14 protein-coding genes and 3 tRNA genes are annotated in these 16,798 nt (G+C 56.4%); 13 read left to right on the plus strand and 4 right to left on the minus strand.

What is annotated here, in order from left to right; all coding sequences use genetic code 11:
- Nucleotides 1-53 precede the first annotated feature (53 nt).
- Nucleotides 54-329 carry an NfeD family protein gene (locus Z946_RS0101965; protein WP_025054069.1) on the minus strand — a complete coding sequence of 92 codons (276 nt, stop codon included), beginning with the start codon at nt 327-329 and terminating at the stop codon, nt 54-56.
- Nucleotides 329-1,222, minus strand: a complete 894-nt coding sequence (locus tag Z946_RS0101970) for an SPFH domain-containing protein (RefSeq protein ID WP_025054070.1) — start codon at nt 1,220-1,222, stop codon at nt 329-331. Before Z946_RS0101970 ends, Z946_RS0101965 begins: the two co-directional genes overlap by 1 nt.
- Before the next feature lie 112 nt (nt 1,223-1,334).
- Here Z946_RS0101970 and tgt point away from each other — a divergent pair, with 112 nt between their 5' ends.
- Nucleotides 1,335-2,462, plus strand: a complete 1,128-nt coding sequence (gene tgt / locus Z946_RS0101975; protein WP_025054071.1) for a tRNA guanosine(34) transglycosylase Tgt — start codon at nt 1,335-1,337, stop codon at nt 2,460-2,462.
- 3 nt (nt 2,463-2,465) lie between these two features.
- Here the strand turns inward: tgt and Z946_RS0101980 are convergent, their stop codons facing one another.
- Entirely contained in the window at nt 2,466-3,353 is an 888-nt protein-coding gene (locus Z946_RS0101980) for a hypothetical protein (RefSeq protein WP_025054072.1), read from the minus strand.
- 171 nt (nt 3,354-3,524) lie between these two features.
- On the opposite strand from Z946_RS0101980, the gene Z946_RS0101985 reads away from it, so the two are divergent.
- From Z946_RS0101985 to Z946_RS0102025, 9 genes are all read left to right on the plus strand, one after another.
- Nucleotides 3,525-4,610 carry an alkene reductase gene (locus tag Z946_RS0101985; protein WP_025054073.1) on the plus strand — a complete coding sequence of 362 codons (1,086 nt, stop codon included), beginning with the start codon at nt 3,525-3,527 and terminating at the stop codon, nt 4,608-4,610.
- 209 nt (nt 4,611-4,819) lie between these two features.
- Nucleotides 4,820-7,231, plus strand: a complete 2,412-nt coding sequence (gene lon, locus Z946_RS0101990; protein WP_025054074.1) for an endopeptidase La — start codon at nt 4,820-4,822, stop codon at nt 7,229-7,231.
- A gap of 276 nt (nt 7,232-7,507) precedes the next feature.
- Entirely contained in the window at nt 7,508-7,984 is a 477-nt protein-coding gene (locus Z946_RS21745) for an HU family DNA-binding protein (protein ID WP_025054075.1), read from the plus strand.
- A gap of 70 nt (nt 7,985-8,054) precedes the next feature.
- Nucleotides 8,055-8,126: transfer RNA gene (locus Z946_RS0102000), tRNA-Val, on the plus strand.
- A 204-nt stretch (nt 8,127-8,330) separates the two neighbouring features.
- Nucleotides 8,331-8,912, plus strand: a complete 582-nt coding sequence (locus Z946_RS0102005; protein ID WP_025054076.1) for a histidine phosphatase family protein — start codon at nt 8,331-8,333, stop codon at nt 8,910-8,912.
- Nucleotides 8,909-9,481 (plus strand): histidine phosphatase family protein, encoded by a 573-nt coding sequence (locus Z946_RS0102010; RefSeq protein WP_025054077.1) that lies wholly within the window; start codon nt 8,909-8,911, stop codon nt 9,479-9,481. Before Z946_RS0102005 ends, Z946_RS0102010 begins: the two co-directional genes overlap by 4 nt.
- A 35-nt stretch (nt 9,482-9,516) precedes the next feature.
- Nucleotides 9,517-9,592, plus strand: a tRNA-Val gene (locus Z946_RS0102015).
- Between the two features lie 348 nt (nt 9,593-9,940).
- Nucleotides 9,941-10,017 (plus strand) — tRNA-Asp (locus tag Z946_RS0102020).
- Between the two features lie 283 nt (nt 10,018-10,300).
- Complete coding sequence (locus Z946_RS0102025; RefSeq protein ID WP_025054078.1) at nt 10,301-11,263, plus strand: DMT family transporter; 963 nt, start codon at nt 10,301-10,303, stop codon at nt 11,261-11,263.
- Between the two features lie 130 nt (nt 11,264-11,393).
- Here Z946_RS0102025 and Z946_RS0102030 read toward each other — a convergent pair whose 3' ends face one another.
- Nucleotides 11,394-12,764 carry a M20/M25/M40 family metallo-hydrolase gene (locus Z946_RS0102030; protein ID WP_025054079.1) on the minus strand — a complete coding sequence of 457 codons (1,371 nt, stop codon included), beginning with the start codon at nt 12,762-12,764 and terminating at the stop codon, nt 11,394-11,396.
- Nucleotides 12,765-12,998: 234 nt separating this feature from the next.
- On the opposite strand from Z946_RS0102030, the gene hemA reads away from it, so the two are divergent.
- The 3 genes from hemA (at nt 12,999) to ispG (ending at nt 16,781) form a co-directional block, all read left to right on the plus strand.
- Nucleotides 12,999-14,222 carry a 5-aminolevulinate synthase gene (gene hemA, locus Z946_RS0102035; RefSeq protein WP_025054080.1) on the plus strand — a complete coding sequence of 408 codons (1,224 nt, stop codon included), beginning with the start codon at nt 12,999-13,001 and terminating at the stop codon, nt 14,220-14,222.
- Between the two features lie 120 nt (nt 14,223-14,342).
- Nucleotides 14,343-15,587: a helix-turn-helix domain-containing protein gene (locus tag Z946_RS0102040; protein WP_025054081.1), complete on the plus strand. Its 1,245-nt coding sequence runs from the start codon at nt 14,343-14,345 to the stop codon at nt 15,585-15,587.
- A gap of 69 nt (nt 15,588-15,656) precedes the next feature.
- Nucleotides 15,657-16,781 carry a flavodoxin-dependent (E)-4-hydroxy-3-methylbut-2-enyl-diphosphate synthase gene (gene ispG, locus Z946_RS0102045; RefSeq protein ID WP_025054082.1) on the plus strand — a complete coding sequence of 375 codons (1,125 nt, stop codon included), beginning with the start codon at nt 15,657-15,659 and terminating at the stop codon, nt 16,779-16,781.
- Nucleotides 16,782-16,798 lie beyond the last annotated feature (17 nt).

Consider the following 16,798-nt stretch of genomic DNA (forward strand, 5'->3'; position numbering starts at 1 on the left):
CCCTTGACGAAAGCCGTGCTCTAGCAGGGCGGTGTGACAACCTCAACAGTGTCTCAGTTATCGTTAATATCCCGTGTAACAATCCTTGCGCCACTGGATTGCGAGCGGAACACTGCCCTAAGTCCGATCCATGAGAGGAGTGATAATACAGCGAAGAGCGCCAGCAGAGCCGGGATGTTGGACCAAGCAAAAAGCGCGACCACACCCGCAATGAAAACTGCCCCGAGTGCAAAACCAAGAAAGATGAAACCCGGTGCAAGCAGCTCAATCACGCCAAGGACCAATGCAATGCTGATCCAGACCCACCAAAGTGTCAGGTAATCAGCCATCATGAGCGTCCTTTGAGCAGTTTGAACGCATCCGAGAATGCGGCGACAGCCTCAGCAGGGACAATCACTGTCTGGTTGCCATCGGCACCCGACATAGCGCCCAAAGCTTCTACCTGTTTGAGCGCAATCTGGTATTGTGCCGCTTCGATCCCGTTTTCATTGATAGCGACAGCCACCACTTGTGTTGCATAGGCTTCGGCTTCGGCCAGAACGCGACGGGCTTTTGCGGTTTGCTCTGAGGCGTAGAGTTCCGCATCAGCCGCTAGTTCGACCGCACGTTTGGAGCCTTCGGCCTCTGTCACCTGCGCACGGCGCGCGCGTTCCGCGTTGAGCTGCTGCATCATTGCGGCGCGGGTGGCGGCATCAAGGTTCACGTCCAGAATTTCGGCGCGGGTCACTTCGATGCCCCAGTCGTCTACCGCCTGTTCCACGGTCGCCTTGATCGTGTCGATCAGCGAATTGCGGTTCGCTTGAACTTCATCCAGATCCATCTTGCCGATCTCGGCGCGCACAATACCTGCGACGGTGGTTGAGATGGCGCTATCGACGTCACGGATACGGTAAACGGTCTTTTCCGGTTCGGTGATGCGGTAGAACACCGAAGTATCCACCTGTGTCAGCACGTTGTCGCGGGTAATCGCGTCTTGCGATGCAGTGGGGAGCTGGCGTTCAAGGATAGAGATTTTATGTGCGATCCGGTCGATGAATGGCACGATCATGTTGATGCCCGGCCCAAGCACGGCGCGCAGGCGGCCAAAGCGTTCCACAACGTGCTGTTCTGACTGGGGTACAATCTTGACCGACTTGACGATCAGAATGATCACGAGAGCGGCCAACAACAGCCAAGCGAGGTTATTTTCGAGAATTCCGATAATCAGCTGTTCGATGTCCACCAAAGCTATCCTTTATTCGTCCTATACCCCCAATATGTGGGGATAAACCGGCCTGATTGCAAGTTTTACCGCAGTGGTTTAGGCACCGTCACACCCGCGCAGAGGAACCGCTATGGCTCAGATCAGCTTCGAAAAACTCGGTCAGGACGGCAAGGCACGCACTGGTGTGATCCACACCACACGTGGCGACATCCGCACACCCGCGTTTATGCCCGTGGGCACAGCGGCGACGGTCAAGGCGATGATGCCCGAAAGCGTTGCGGCGACAGGGGCAGATATCCTGCTGGGCAATACCTATCACCTGATGCTGCGGCCCACGGCTGAACGGATTGCGCGTTTGGGCGGGCTGCATAAATTCATGAACTGGGACAAGCCGATCCTGACGGATTCAGGCGGGTTTCAGGTGATGTCGCTGGCGGATTTGCGCAAGCTGACGGAACGGGGTGTTACCTTCAAAAGCCATATCGACGGGTCCAAGCACGAGATTACGCCGGAACGGTCGATGGAGATACAGGCGCTGCTTGGCTCTGACATCGTGATGTGTTTCGATGAATGTCCGGCGCTGCCTGCGGATCGCGACCGCATTGCCACCAGCATGGAATTGTCAATGCGGTGGGCCAAGCGGTCCAAAGAAGCGTTTGGCGATCGTCCCGGTCACGCGCTTTTTGGCATACAGCAGGGCGGGTTAGAGCAGGATTTGCGCGGACAATCAGCAGAAGCGCTGCGTGAGATCGGTTTTGACGGCTACGCAGTGGGTGGTCTGGCCGTGGGCGAGGGGCAGGAAGCCATGTTCGGTTGTCTGGATTACGCGCCGGACCAATTGCCCGAGGACAAGCCGCGGTATCTGATGGGCGTGGGAAAGCCCGATGATATTGTGGGGGCTGTGAAACGCGGCATCGACATGATGGATTGCGTGCTGCCATCACGTTCGGGACGTACGGGGCAGGTGTTCACGCGCGCAGGTGTGTTGAACATCAAGAACGCACGGCATGCGGATGATCCGCGCCCCTTGGACGAAAACTGCGCCTGTCCGGCCTGTACGAAATATTCACGGGCTTATCTTCACCATGTGTTCCGCAGTCAGGAAATGATCTCGGGGATGTTATTAACCTGGCATAACCTGCGCTATTTTCAGGATATCATGGACGGCATGCGCCAGGCGATTGCGGCAGGCACATTTGCGGCATGGGAGCAGGATTTTCACGCAGGCCGCGCGCAGGGCGACATTGAGCCGCTATAAGGCTTACGAGAACTGCCCGACCTTGCGCCGCCAGCGACCTGAAATGGACCAGTCACGGCGGTCCAGATGGCGGGCGCGCAGATGGTCGGTCTGGTCGCCGATGCTGTCGTCAAACCACATCAGCAGCGCAATGCGCAGCAGCAGTAGCGTGCGGTTGGCTTCCAGCGTTACCTTGCACCCGCCTTTGTCAAGCGGCGTGATCCATATCTCGAAGGTTCCCTCGACAAGACTGCGGTTTTTCGGATTCACATCGCCCACATGGTGGTATTTGGCGTGATGCGGCGCGTCTTTCTCCAGAATGGTCATGGTCTGATGTTCAAAGACCGACGCCCCCAGCGCATAACGCGCCTCATAGCTGTCACTGTCATCGGGATCAGGCTCAAGCGCGCACAAAAGACTGTCCCAATGGGTTTCAAGCGGGGCAGCGCCGGGGACAAGCTCAAGCCACAGATCACCCGCTGATTTAGGAGAGATAAAGCTGCGCCGTGTGCGGTGATCGACCCAGATGCGAAACCGGTCAAGCACTTCGCCGTAAACCAGCGCAAGGATGCCAAAGCAAACGCCTATGGGAATGAAAGCCCCGACGTAGGGCAATTCGAGTATCGATGGAAACAGAAGGCTGAGGCTGGTGTTAGCAAAAAAGATCAGCGCCAGCAGCTCGCACATTGTGCGCCAGCCCGGTACCAATAGCACGACGAGGGCGGCAACCGCAAAGGTGCAGACGAATACGATCAATGCCGTGAGGAACAGTGCGATCAACTCGATCCAGTGCGGCCCTTCCACGGCGCCGGGCAACCAAAACCATCGGATGGTGATCATCATCAACGCCAGCGTTGTGAAAAAGGACGTGAATATCAGGCGTCGCCGTTGGCGGTAGATCAGGCGTAGCATTTTGCCCCCATTTTCAGAATGTCTTCCTTTGGTTAATGGTCAAATCGGGCGAAATGAGGGAAGGACCTTGACCTGCAGGGGCCGCCGAAGCGTGTGACCAAAGGGCAGGGGGCTTGTCGCGGCAGGCGGCGCGCTTAGGTGAGCATCAACCCAACGAAAGAGATCACTCCAATGACCGATACACTTTTCACCCCCGTCACCATCGGAGCCATCGAAGCGGCCAACCGCATCGCTATGGCCCCGCTCACGCGCAACCGTGCGGACAATGACACCGGCGAAGTCAGCGATATGCACGTAGAGTATTACCGCCAGCGCGCCGGTGCCGGGATCATCATCACCGAAGCCACCCAGATCAGTGGCGAGGGCAAAGGATATTTGCAAACGCCGGGGATCTACACCGAAGGGCAGGTGGCTGCATGGCGCAAGGTCACGGATGCCGTTCATACCGAAGGCGGCAAGATCGTTATCCAGCTTTGGCACGTGGGCCGCATCAGCCACACGTCCCTTCAGCCCGACGGGCAGGCTCCTGTCGCGCCTTCCGCGTTGAATGCTGGCGTCAAGACTTTCACGGCCAACGGGTTCGAGGCCACATCGGACCCGCGCGCGCTGGAAATTGGCGAGATGGCCCGCATTGTTGAAGACTACGCACATGCCACCAGAATGGCAAAGAAGGCGGGTTTTGACGGTGTCGAAGTGCATGCTGCCAATGGCTATTTGCTGGACCAGTTCCTTAAAACAGCCAGCAACGAGCGCGAGGATGCCTATGGTGGAAGTCTTGAAAACCGCGCACGGCTGCTTTTCGAAGTCATGGAAGCCGTGACCGAAGCGTGGGACGGTGCGCATGTGGGCATTCGATTATCGCCGTTTTCTCCCGCAAACGGCATCAGCGACGAGAACCCGCAAGAGACGTTCACTTACGTGATCGAAGGGCTGAACCGGTTCGGACTGGCCTATTTGCATATGGTCGAAGGTGCGACCGGCGGTTCGCGTGATTTGGCGGAAGGTCAAAGCATCGACGCTTTGCGCGCACTATTTGAGGGGCCCTACATGGCCAATAACGGCTACGACCGCGATATGGCCCTCAAGGCCGCGGCTTCGGGTCATGCTGAAATGATCGCGATCGGTCGTCCGTTTATTGCGAACCCCGATCTGGTTGAGCGCTTCGAGCAGGAAGCGCCGCTGAATGAAGGTAACACCAGCACCTACTATGGCGGTGGGCGCGAGGGGTTAACGGATTATCCATCGCTGAAGGGGTAGGCATAAGAGCCTTTTCGGGCCGGAATAGATCAAAGGCATCCAAAAGCGTGGTTGCCTCTGACCTCCGGCCAAGCGATGATAGGTCCAAGTCCCGGACATAAGGGATTGAAACTTATGAGGCAGGTGCACATATCTGCTTCTGAACAGGAGATGGCGTTGGTTGCCTAAGATTGGGACCGGAACTGTCTTGCTAAGATAAGGAATTGAGCATGTTAGAGCCACTTAACGCGTCCTACCCGGTACTGCCGCTGCGTGATATCGTCGTATTTCCACATATGATTGTGCCGCTGTTTGTAGGTCGCGAAAAGTCAGTCCGCGCTTTGGAAGAAGTGATGGCGGATGATAAACAAATTCTGCTGTCGAGCCAGATCGACCCCGGTGAGGATGATCCCGAAGCAGACGGTATTTTCAAAGCAGGCGTGTTGGCCAATGTGTTGCAGCTGCTGAAGCTGCCCGATGGCACTGTCAAAGTGCTTGTCGAAGGCCAGGCGCGTGTGCGGATCACGGAATACCTTGAAAACGATAACTTCTTTGAAGCACGCGCTGAGTATCTGACCGAGATGCCGGGCGATGCGGCCACAACGGAAGCGCTTTTGCGGTCCGTCGGGGACGAATTCGAGCGCTATGCCAAGGTCAAAAAGAACGTGCCTGATGAGGCGCTGAGCGCCGTTGGTGAAACCAATGAGGCTGCGCGTCTGGCTGATCTGGTGGCGGGCCACCTTGGTATCGAGGTAGACCAGAAACAGGATCTGCTGGAGACGCTTTCCGTGTCCGAGCGGCTGGAAAAAGTGTATGGTCTGATGCAGGGCGAGATGTCAGTTCTGCAGGTCGAGAAAAAGATCAAAACCCGCGTCAAATCGCAGATGGAGCGGACACAGCGCGAGTATTATCTGAACGAACAGATGAAAGCGATCCAGCAAGAGCTGGGCGACGGCGAGGACGGCAAGAACGAAGTCGCCGAACTCGAAGAGAAAATCGCCGCAACCAAGTTGAGCAAAGAGGCGCGCGAAAAGGCGGATGCGGAACTGAAAAAGCTCAAGAACATGAGCCCGATGTCCGCCGAAGCAACAGTCGTGCGCAACTATCTGGACTGGATGCTGTCGATCCCGTGGGGCGTGAAATCACGGACTAAAAAGAACCTCGGCAAGGCGCAGGAGATTCTGGATAATGATCACTACGGTCTGGAAAAGGTTAAAGAACGTATCGTCGAATATCTGGCGGTGCAGCAGCGCTCAAGCAAGCTGAAAGGTCCGATCATGTGTTTGGTCGGCCCTCCGGGTGTGGGTAAAACCTCGCTTGGTAAATCAGTGGCCAAGGCGACAGGACGGGAGTTTATCCGTATTTCGCTGGGCGGCGTACGTGACGAATCCGAAATTCGCGGTCACCGCCGGACTTATATCGGCTCCATGCCCGGTAAGATCATTCAGGCGCTGAAAAAGGCGAAAACCACGAACCCGCTGATCCTGCTCGACGAGATTGACAAGATGGGTCAGGATTTCCGGGGTGATCCTGCGTCCGCAATGCTTGAAGTGCTTGATCCGGAACAGAACTCCACCTTTGTGGATCACTATCTTGAGGTCGAATATGACCTGTCGAACGTGATGTTCCTGACCACGTCGAACAGCTACAATATGCCTGGGCCGTTGCTTGACCGCATGGAGATCATCCCGCTGTCGGGTTACACCGAAGACGAAAAGCTGGAAATTGCCAAGCAGCACTTGGTAAGCAAGCAGGTCAAGAACCACGGTCTGAAAGCCAAAGAGTTCTCAATCGAGGATTCCGCCATTCAGGGGATGATCCGGTACTACACGCGTGAAGCTGGTGTTCGGAACCTTGAACGCGAGATCGCAAAGGTAGCGCGGAAGTCGTTGACCAAGATCGTCAAGAAAGAAGCCGACAGCGTGACTGTGAACGGCGACAATCTTGATGAGTTCCTTGGTGTACGCAAGCACCGCTACGGATTGGCAGAGCAGGAGCATCAGGTCGGGGTTGTGACCGGTCTGGCCTATACATCGGTGGGTGGCGAGTTGCTGCATATCGAAGCGCTGCGATTGCCGGGCAAAGGCCGGATGAAGACCACAGGTAAGCTCGGCGATGTGATGAAAGAGAGCATCGACGCGGCAAGCTCCTACGTGCGGTCAATCAGTCCGAAGATCGGTGTGAAGCCACCGAAGTTCGACACGCTGGACATTCACGTGCACGTGCCTGACGGGGCAACACCGAAAGACGGTCCGTCTGCTGGTCTTGCGATGGTAACTTCCATTGTATCGGTGCTGACGCAAATTCCGGTCCGCAAGGATATCGCGATGACAGGTGAAGTATCCTTGCGCGGTAACGCAATGCCAATCGGTGGTTTGAAGGAAAAACTGCTGGCAGCCTTGCGCGGTGGCATCACGACGGTACTGATCCCTGAAGAGAACGAAAAGGATCTTCCGGATATCCCCGAGAACGTGAAACAGGGCCTGACGATTATTCCTGTGAAGCATGTATCGGAAGTGCTGGAACACGCGCTGATTTCACAACCTGAGCCTATTGAATGGGATCAGGAAGCGGAAGATGCAGCAGCGGCAGCGACGCTTGCAGCCAAGTCCTCCTCTGGGGATACAGCAACAGCGCACTGAATAGTGCTGCAATAAGACCACAAGGCGTTCCGCATCGCGGGGCGCCTTTTTCGTTTGAGATACCGCAAGTTCTCTGTGAACGGTTGGATATATCGCAAATGCGCGCCATGGATCTCCTGCTGGTTTGCGCTTCAATGAAGGCGCGCTGCTCTTTTACGCTTTGATCGTGATATCCACCGAATGAGCGGGCCGATTGCAACCAAAACGCAGGCAGCGCTGGTTATTTTTAGGTTTTCCCGCTAGAGTGTTTCCAGGCAAGAAACAATGAAGTGTGAGATGAGTGTGACGACAAGTACGAAAAAGAAGTCGAAAACGACGACAACAAGTACATCAAAAACCAGCGCGGCAAAAACGACAACGGCAAAGCCGAAAGCGGCTGATCCTGCGCCGGTAAGTGCTGTGACGGGTGACGCTCCGGCAGCGGCAAAGGCGGCTGAACCGACGATCGTCGACGCGCCGCAGCCGGTGATCGTAGGGCCGATGCTGCGCAAAAAGGAACTTGTCGACACCGTAGTCGCGCGTTCGGGCCTCAAGAAAAAAGACGTAAAGCCCGCTGTCGAAATGGTGTTAACGGTTCTGGGAGAGGCATTGGGCGACAACCGTGATCTCAACCTGCCACCTTTGGGCCGGATCAAAGTGCGCCGCGAAAAGACCCTTAAGAACGGTCGCGTCGTGACGGCGAAAATACGTCAGTCCACGCCGCCAGAAAAGCCCGCCAGCGCGGACATCACCGACAGCGAATCTGACTATTAAGCCTGCATCTTATGCGACCGGCCGCAGAGTAATTGTGGGTCCGGTCGCAAGGCATTAGCAGCACATGTGCGGGTAATTGGCTCGATGGAAGTGCGCTTCGTTCACATCGAGGATGTCAGGAGTTCAAATCTGTTATCACCCACCGTTCCGGGTTTGGTTTGCGTCACCGATTAAGAAAACGGTCCATTTTGCCAATCCAGATAGCGTTGCGGGAGCGTTTGGCTGTTTAGGATGGATATGACAACCGCTCTTGTCAGGGATGCCCGGCGCAGTTTAGGTCGAAGACGGATCGACGCATATGTCGCCACTGTTACTTCCTAATGGCTACCAATCAGGTTTCCGTCACATGCCTCAATACCCCAAAATCTGGTTCCTGCGGCACGGGCAGACCGAATGGAACCGCCTTTACCGGATGCAGGGGCAACTTGATTCCCCGCTCACCGATCAGGGGCTGGCGGATGCGCGGCGACAGGCGAAAATAATCTCCCCAGTGTTGAATGAGACGCCACAAATTTTTGTCTCTCCTTTGGGGAGGACGATCCAAACTGCAGAAATCGCATTGCGCGGTGCCGCTTACCAAACTGATCCCCGTTTGATGGAGATTGACGCCGGTCTGTGGCAGGGTCGGTTTCGGGACGAGATACTTTTGGCCAACCCCGAGTTAGCCAAGACCCAAAAATCCGCGCTCGAAATATATGATGCAGCACCTGAGGGCGAGGGGATCGCAGCGCTTCAAGCGCGGGTGATTGATTTTTTGACGGACCTCACGGGGCCGTCTGTTGTGATCGCTCACGGGTTGCTGGGACAGGTACTGCGCGCGCATGTCCGCGGCATCGCGATGGAAAAGGCGGGGCATCTGTCGAATGATCAGGGGTGCGTCTATGTTTTGGAGAACTGGGCCGAAACTCGTCTGGATGAACTTTCATGAGCCGTTTCCCACCGCTCTTTATTTTGCGTCATGGCGAGACGGAGTGGAATGCACAGGGCCGTCTTCAGGGCCGATTTGATTCGGAGTTGACGGCGCAGGGTCTGGCCCAGGCCAAATCACAGCATAGAATTTTGGCGCAACAGCAGCTGGCGGGATTCGCTGCGATCAGCAGTCCACAAGGCAGGGCATATGCGACCGCAAAAATAGCCCTCTCGGGGTTGGTGTCACCGATAAAAACCGATCCTGCTTTAAGTGAAATTGGCTTGGGACAATGGGCAGGAAAAAACCGTGTCGAGATGGTGCGGGAAAGCGGTGCACGCGATGGTTTCGCTTTGTATGAGCTCGCTCCCGAGGGCGAAGGATTTGATGCCCTGCACGCGCGCTGTCAGAAATTCCTCAAGGAATTAAGGCATCCAAGCGTGGTGGTCACACATGGCATTACCTCCCGTATGTTGCGCTTGATCCTCACCGACCAGCCGATTGGGGCGTTGCGCAGTATCGATGGGGGACAGGGTGTCGTTTTCCACTTGTCGGAAGGTAAACAACGACGACTGACATTAGGGGCTTGAAGCCGGTTGCGTCCTTGGCTAAGAGAGCGCACGGCGGGTCGTTAGCTCAGTTGGTAGAGCGCTTCGTTTACACCGAAGATGTCGGGAGTTCGAGTCTCTCACGACCCACCATTTCACCTCAAACGACATATGAGCGCGGATTATCAGGCTGGCTGACGGTTGATCTGTTCTGCTGGCATTCACGTGGTTTCGAGTTGCTTCCGCGAGTCGGCCTTCCGAAATAGATTCCGGTCCCGCTGTTGTTCGTTCGGATTCTAATTCCTTTTACAAATTCATAGGTTCAGACGTCTTTGGTCAGGCAATCATGGCCGAAATTGCAGGGCTGATTTCCCCTGTGATCAAAGAAATTTCCCCAGATCGAATTTTTTCTACATTTGGTCAGGATTGTTGCTTGACGGCTGTGCCAGCCACCCATATTACGGCCCAACGCTTCGAGGGCAACGTCGGAGCTTGCAGCGGGCGGTTGTAGCTCAGTTGGTTAGAGTGCCGGCCTGTCACGCCGGAGGTCGCGGGTTCGAGCCCCGTCAACCGCGCCACCGCTGTCTGAAAAGGGTCCTCTTTGAGGGCCCTTTTTTCTTGCCTGATATCCAATCCAGCTAAGTATGTATTCGGTCAAAACGCTGAAGAATCATATCGGTGTTGCTGTGACAGTGTCCGTCTACAAAGATTGCCAAAGGGTAGCGCTTGCCAGACGTGACCGACTTCCAATTTGCCTGCGCAAATTTCTTCTAAGTGACGCGCAGTAGGCTTATTCGCTGCTCCGCTTAAAACCTGTGCATCAGAGCTAACAATCAGCCCTGCGCAGGTGTAGGAGGAGGCATGAACACGCACCCTGTCAACTCCGCCCGTCTGGGTATCCTTTGCATGTTGGTGGGGATGCTCTTAATCTCGATCAATGACATGTTGGTGAAAACCCTGTCCGAAGGATATCCACTGCATCAACTCATCATGCTGCGCTCGGCCGTGGCGATATGCTTCACGGCGGCTCTGTTGATGTACGAGGGCGGGTTCCGCCTGCTCAATACCGGACGGTGGGGCCTGCATGCCTTGCGTGCCCTGTTGGTCGTTCTGGCGAACTCGGCGCTGTATGGCGCGATTGCTGCGATGCCTCTGGCGACTGCAACAGCCCTTTATTTTGTCGCCCCCTTGTTTGTGACACTTCTGTCGATCCCTGTGCTTGGCGAAATCGTCGGTGCACGCAGGTTCGCCGCCATCGGTGTAGGCTTTGTCGGGGTCCTGGTCATGATGGCGCCACAGCTGATCCAAAGCGATACCGGACTGGGATGGGTCGTGGTGCTGCCTGTGTTCGCTGCGGCCTGCTATGCTGGCATGTCGGTCCTTACCCGCAAGCTTGGATCGACCAGCCGCGCCTCCGCCTTGGCGATGCAGCTACAGATCGCGTTTATCACGGTGAGCTTTCTGGTTTGGTCGGTGGCGGGGGATGGAAGCTTCGCCGGAGACACCACCAATCCGGCGCTCCAGTTCTTTTTGCGCGCATGGCTTTGGCCTGCACCGGCTGACTGGCTTCCAATCCTCGGGCTGGGGCTTTTGTCGGCGATCATCGGCTATCTGATGACACAGGCTTACCGGCTCAGCCGAGCATCCGCTGTGGCCCCGTTTGAATATATTCTGCTGATCTTTTCGCTGTTCTGGGGCTGGACGGTATTTGGTGAATGGCCAACACTAAGCGTTATGCTGGGTGCGGCGATTGTGATCGGGTCCGGAATATACGTCTTCGTGCGCGAGGGGCGGATTGCAAGACGTCCTATGCGTCGCGCTTGATGTGACTATGCCACTTTAGGACTCATTTGAACGGACCTGACGGGCCTAGGCACTGCGAACGGCTGCGAGCATCACATTTTAAAATAGCAAAGGCGCGCGCACCTTCGTGCACGCCCCTTTTTATGCCGCCCTAGGTCAGCGCGTCGAGTATCCGCGCCCACGACCGGATACCTTTGTGAAAGCTCTCCATGTCGTATTTCTCATTAGGGGAATGCAGCGCATCGTCGTCTTTGCCAAAGCCTATCAGCATCGGTTCTGTGCCCAGCACTTTCTGGAAGTGTCCTGCAATCGGGATGGAGCCGCCGCAGCCCACATAGGCCGCAGGCAGTTGCCACTCATCCGACAGCGCCTTGCGTGCGGCCTCGAACATCGGGTCGGAGAAATCGGCGCCGGAGGCTTGAGATGCGCCATGACCAGAAAAGCTGACCTCGCAATCAGCGGGCAGCATATCTGTAACCATCGCACGGAAGTTTTCGCGGATCGCCAGCGGGTCTTGCGTGCCCACAAGGCGGAAACTGATCTTGGCGCTGGCTTTGGAGGGCAATACGGTTTTGAACCCGTCGCCGGTATAGCCGCCCCAGATGCCGTTCACTTCACAGGTCGGGCGCGACCAGATCATCTCAAGCGGGGTGCGGTCCTGCTCGCCTGCAGGCTCTGACAGGCCAACATCGCTGAGAAACTGCTGGTGGTTGAAGGCAAGGCCCTGCCACTGGGCTTCCAGCTCGTCAGAGAGTTCTGGCACACCGTCGTAGAAATTCGGCACCGTGATGCGGCCCGTGTCGTCGTGCAGCGATGCAATGATTTTCGAAAGCACGCGAACAGGGTTCATCGCGATGCCGCCATACATACCCGAATGCAGGTCCTTGTCCGGTGCTGTGATTTTCAATTCTTCACCCAACAAGCCCCGGAGCATGGTCACGATGGCAGGTGTTTTAGATTCGAAAAGCCCCGTGTCGCAGATAAGCGCGATATCGGTTTTCAGCTCTTCTGCGTTTTCTTCCATGAACGGGACGAGGGAAGGGGAGCCTGATTCCTCTTCGCCTTCCAGAAAGAAGGTGATGCGGCAGGGCCAGTCACCTTTGACCGCCTTCCATGCGCGCAGAGCTTCGATAAAGGTCATCAACTGGCCCTTGTCATCGGACGACCCGCGCCCGCGAATGACTTCGCCTTTGGCGGTTTGCTCAATCTTTGGATCGAAAGGATCATTGTCCCACAGCTCAAGCGGATCGACCGGTTGCACATCGTAGTGGCCATAAAACAAGAGGTGCGGCCCCGTATCACCCAAGTGGCCCACAACCATCGGATGCCCCGGTGTGGGCCGCTTGCTGGCGTCAATTCCCATGCCTTGTAGGTCCGCGACCAGCCAATCGGCGGCGCGGTCACAGTCCGCCTTGTAGGCCGGATCGGTCGAAATGGAAGGGATGCGCAGCAGGTCCAGCAGACGCTCGGTAGCGTCGGGCAGATCGGCATCAATTCGGGCAAGGACATTTTCCAAGGACATAATACAGGGCTTTCGTTTGGGTTTCAGTCTGGCCCCGCAACCGCAGGGCATTGGCGCAATAAGGACGTATTGCTGCGCGGTGTGCAAGCGGTGCCACCCAGCTAAACCGCCCACCTGCGACAAGTCGCTCAGGGATTCTGCGTTGAAGCTCCGAATTTGTTTCTATATTCATTCTAAGAACTTGAGACTGCGGAGCCTCCCGACGCCCCGCTGCCAGCCTGGACGGAGACGCGCATGGACTATTCGGCAAAACTGGATCAGGCGATCGCGCGCCTGCATGACGAGGGCCGTTACCGTACCTTTATCGATATCGAGCGGCGCAACGGGCAGTTTCCTCATGCGGTCTGGACACGGCCCGACGGGACGGAGCAGGACATCACCGTGTGGTGTGGCAACGATTATCTCGGGATGGGGCAGAACCCGGTCGTTTTGCAAGCGATGCACGAGGCACTTGAAGCTACGGGCGCGGGCTCCGGCGGGACGCGCAATATTTCCGGCACCACGGTGTATCACAAGCGCTTGGAAGCGGAACTTGCCGATTTACACGGCAAGGAAGCGGCTTTGTTGTTCACCTCGGCCTACATCGCGAATGATGCAACGCTGTCGACGCTGCCAAAACTGTTCCCCGGTCTGATTATCTATTCAGATGCGTTGAACCACGCCTCGATGATTGAGGGCGTGCGCCGCAACGGCGGGTCCAAGCGCATTTTCCGTCACAATGACGTAGAGCACCTGCGCGAATTGCTGGAGGCGGACGACCCCGATGCGCCCAAGCTGATCGCATTTGAATCGATCTATTCCATGGATGGCGATTTCGGGCCGATTGAGGCGCTTTGCGACCTTGCGGATGAGTTTGGCGCGCTGACATATATCGACGAAGTGCACGCTGTCGGCATGTACGGCCCGCGCGGTGGCGGGGTTGCGGAACGCGACCGCCTGATGCATCGGCTGGATATTATCAACGGCACATTGGCCAAGGCCTATGGTGTCATGGGCGGCTACATTGCGGCCTCTGACAAGATGTGCGATGCGATCCGTTCTTATGCGCCAGGCTTCATCTTTACGACCTCTTTACCGCCTGCTGTCGCGGCAGGGGCAGCGGCGTCCGTGGCTTATCTGAAAACGGCACCGGAGCTGCGCGAAAAGCATCAGCAACAGGCGAAAATCCTAAAGATGCGCCTCAAAGGTCTGGGACTGCCTATCATCGACCACGGGTCACATATTGTGCCTGTTATCGTCGGAAACCCGGTTCACACCAAGATGTTGTCGGACATGCTTCTCGAAGATCACGGCATCTATGTCCAGCCGATCAACTTCCCGACTGTACCACGCGGAACGGAACGTCTGCGCTTTACCCCGTCGCCGGTCCATGAATTCGGCGAAATGAATGCACTTGTGCAGGCAATGGACGGACTTTGGTCGCATTGTGCGCTGAATCGTGCCGAGGCCGCTGGTTGAACACGTAAAATTCGTCTTTCCCGTTGCACTGTGCTACAGATACCGAAAGAAAAGACCTAACCCGAATCGACTGCTGATTCCGGTAAAAGGTTACAGGTGTATTAACTACGGGGCGATGGGATGATCGGGCGTTGGTCCTCTAAGGCGGCACAAGTCGAAGAAGTTGAGCCTAAAGGGTTTGACGCCTTTCAGCTGCGTCTGGGAGATCTCATGCGCGGCGAACGCGCCACGATGGGCAAGTCCCTGCTGGATGTGCAGCGCGAACTACGCATCAAAGCCTCTTACATCGCTGCCATCGAAAACGCTGATCCCGATGCTTTTGACACGCCCGGTTTTATCGCGGGATACGTCCGGTCTTATGCGCGCTATCTGAACATGGACCCAGACAAGGCTTTTGCCGCTTTTTGTCAGGAGAGCGGTTTCGAAGTCGCTCACGGTATGTCTGCGCAGGCGTCCGTCGTTAAGAAAACTCCGTTCGAAGAGCGCCGCAAACGCCCGCATGAAGCTGATCTGTTTGCCCGTCCGAATACCCCCTTCACACCGGTAGGCGAGAGCCTGCTGAGCCGTATTGAGCCAAGCGCAATCGGATCGATGGTCGTTCTTCTTGGCCTGATTGGTGCAATCGGGTTTGGCGGATACACCGTTTTGCAGGAAGTGCAGCGCGTTCAGGTCGCACCGGTTGACCAGACACCTGTCGTCCTGTCCGACCTTGATCCGCTGCAGGGTGCTTTGACGACCGTCCAGACCGAAGAAGAGGTTGCTTCTGCGGCACCGAATGTGATGGAAGCGCCCCGTGTGGATGCGCTGGATCGACTGTACCGCCCTCAAGCGCTCGAAGTGCCTGTGATGGTTGCCCGTGATGCACCGATCGCCACAATCGATCCGCGCACTTTGGGTAACTTCGCCAATTTCGACACGTCGCTTCCGGTGACCACGGCCAATCTGCCGGCTGGTATCGATGCACCTGCCGTCCCGCAGGTTGTTGAAGGCATCCAAGAGGGGATGCGCATGGTTGCGGCATATCCATCATGGGTGCGTGTGCGTGCGGCTGACGGCACCGTCATTTTTGAGGGTGTGATGAATAAGGGCGACACATGGGATGTCCCCGCGACCGAAGAAGCACCGACTTTGCGTACCGGCGAATCCGGTGCCATCTATTTTGCGATGGCAGATGGGTGTTACGGGCCTGTGGGTGCACGGGGCAGTGTGACGTCAAACCTGCCGCTTGATACGCAGGCTTTGGCTGAGCTTTATGATCCGGTGGCCCCCAGCGGTGACAATGCCTTGGGTCGTATGTTTGCGGACCTCGCAAGCTCTGACATTGATCCCGCAATCCTGGCCGCATTGCCTTGCCAGGCAAACTAGCCGCCATTGCACGCAGCCCCTTAGTTGATTAGGTAATTGGAAGATCGTTCCAAGCCATAAGGCCGCTTTATGTCGCTCAATCACATCCGTCCCTGGCGCAATATTTACCGTCGCAAGTCGCGGCAGATCATGGTGGGCAACGTGCCTGTTGGTGGCGATGCGCCGATCACTGTGCAGACAATGACGAATACGCTGACCACGGATGTGAAAGGGACCATTGCACAAGTGCAGGCGGCAGCAGATGCGGGCGCTGATATCGTGCGTATTTCGGTGCCGGACGAAGCGTCTTCCAAAGCGCTCAAACAGATCGTGCCGGAAGTGTCCGTCCCGATCGTGGCGGACATTCACTTCCACTACAAACGCGGGATTGAGGCAGCAGAGGCGGGTGCGGCCTGTCTTCGGATCAATCCGGGCAACATCGGTGACGAGAAACGCGTTAAGGAAGTCATCAAGGCCGCGCGCGATCATAATTGTTCGATCCGCATCGGGGTGAACGCCGGATCGCTTGAGAAACATCTGTTGGATAAATACGGCGAACCATGTCCGGATGCGATGGTGGAAAGCGGTCTGGATCACATCAAGATTTTACAAGACAACGATTTTCATGAATTCAAGATCAGCTGCAAGGCGTCCGATGTCTTTATGGCAGCCGCTGCCTATCAACAGCTCGCCGAAGCCACAGACGCGCCAATTCACCTTGGCATCACAGAGGCAGGCGGTCTCGTTTCGGGCACGATCAAATCGGCCATCGGTCTGGGTAACCTTTTGTGGATGGGCATTGGTGACACGATACGCGTGTCCCTGTCCGCCGATCCGGTAGAAGAGGTAAAGGTCGGCTACGAAATCCTAAAGTCGCTCGGTTTGCGCCATCGTGGTGTGAACATCATTTCCTGCCCATCCTGCGCACGGCAGGGTTTTGACGTGATCAAAACGGTCGAGGCATTGGAGCAGCGGCTGGAGCATATCAAGACGCCCATGAGCCTTAGCATTATTGGTTGCGTGGTGAATGGCCCCGGTGAGGCGTTGATGACCGATGTCGGCTTTACCGGCGGCGGTGCAGGATCAGGCATGGTGTATCTGGCAGGCAAACAAAGTCACAAACAGGACAACGCCAGCATGATCGAGCATATCGTCGAGCAGGTCGAGAAAAAGGCAGCGGAGATCGAAGCCGAAACCGCGCAGGCAGCCGAGTAAGCCCGCGGCAATTCGCT

Origin of the sequence: Sulfitobacter noctilucicola, from assembly GCF_000622385.1 — a bacterium.
GTDB lineage: Bacteria > Pseudomonadota > Alphaproteobacteria > Rhodobacterales > Rhodobacteraceae > Sulfitobacter > Sulfitobacter noctilucicola.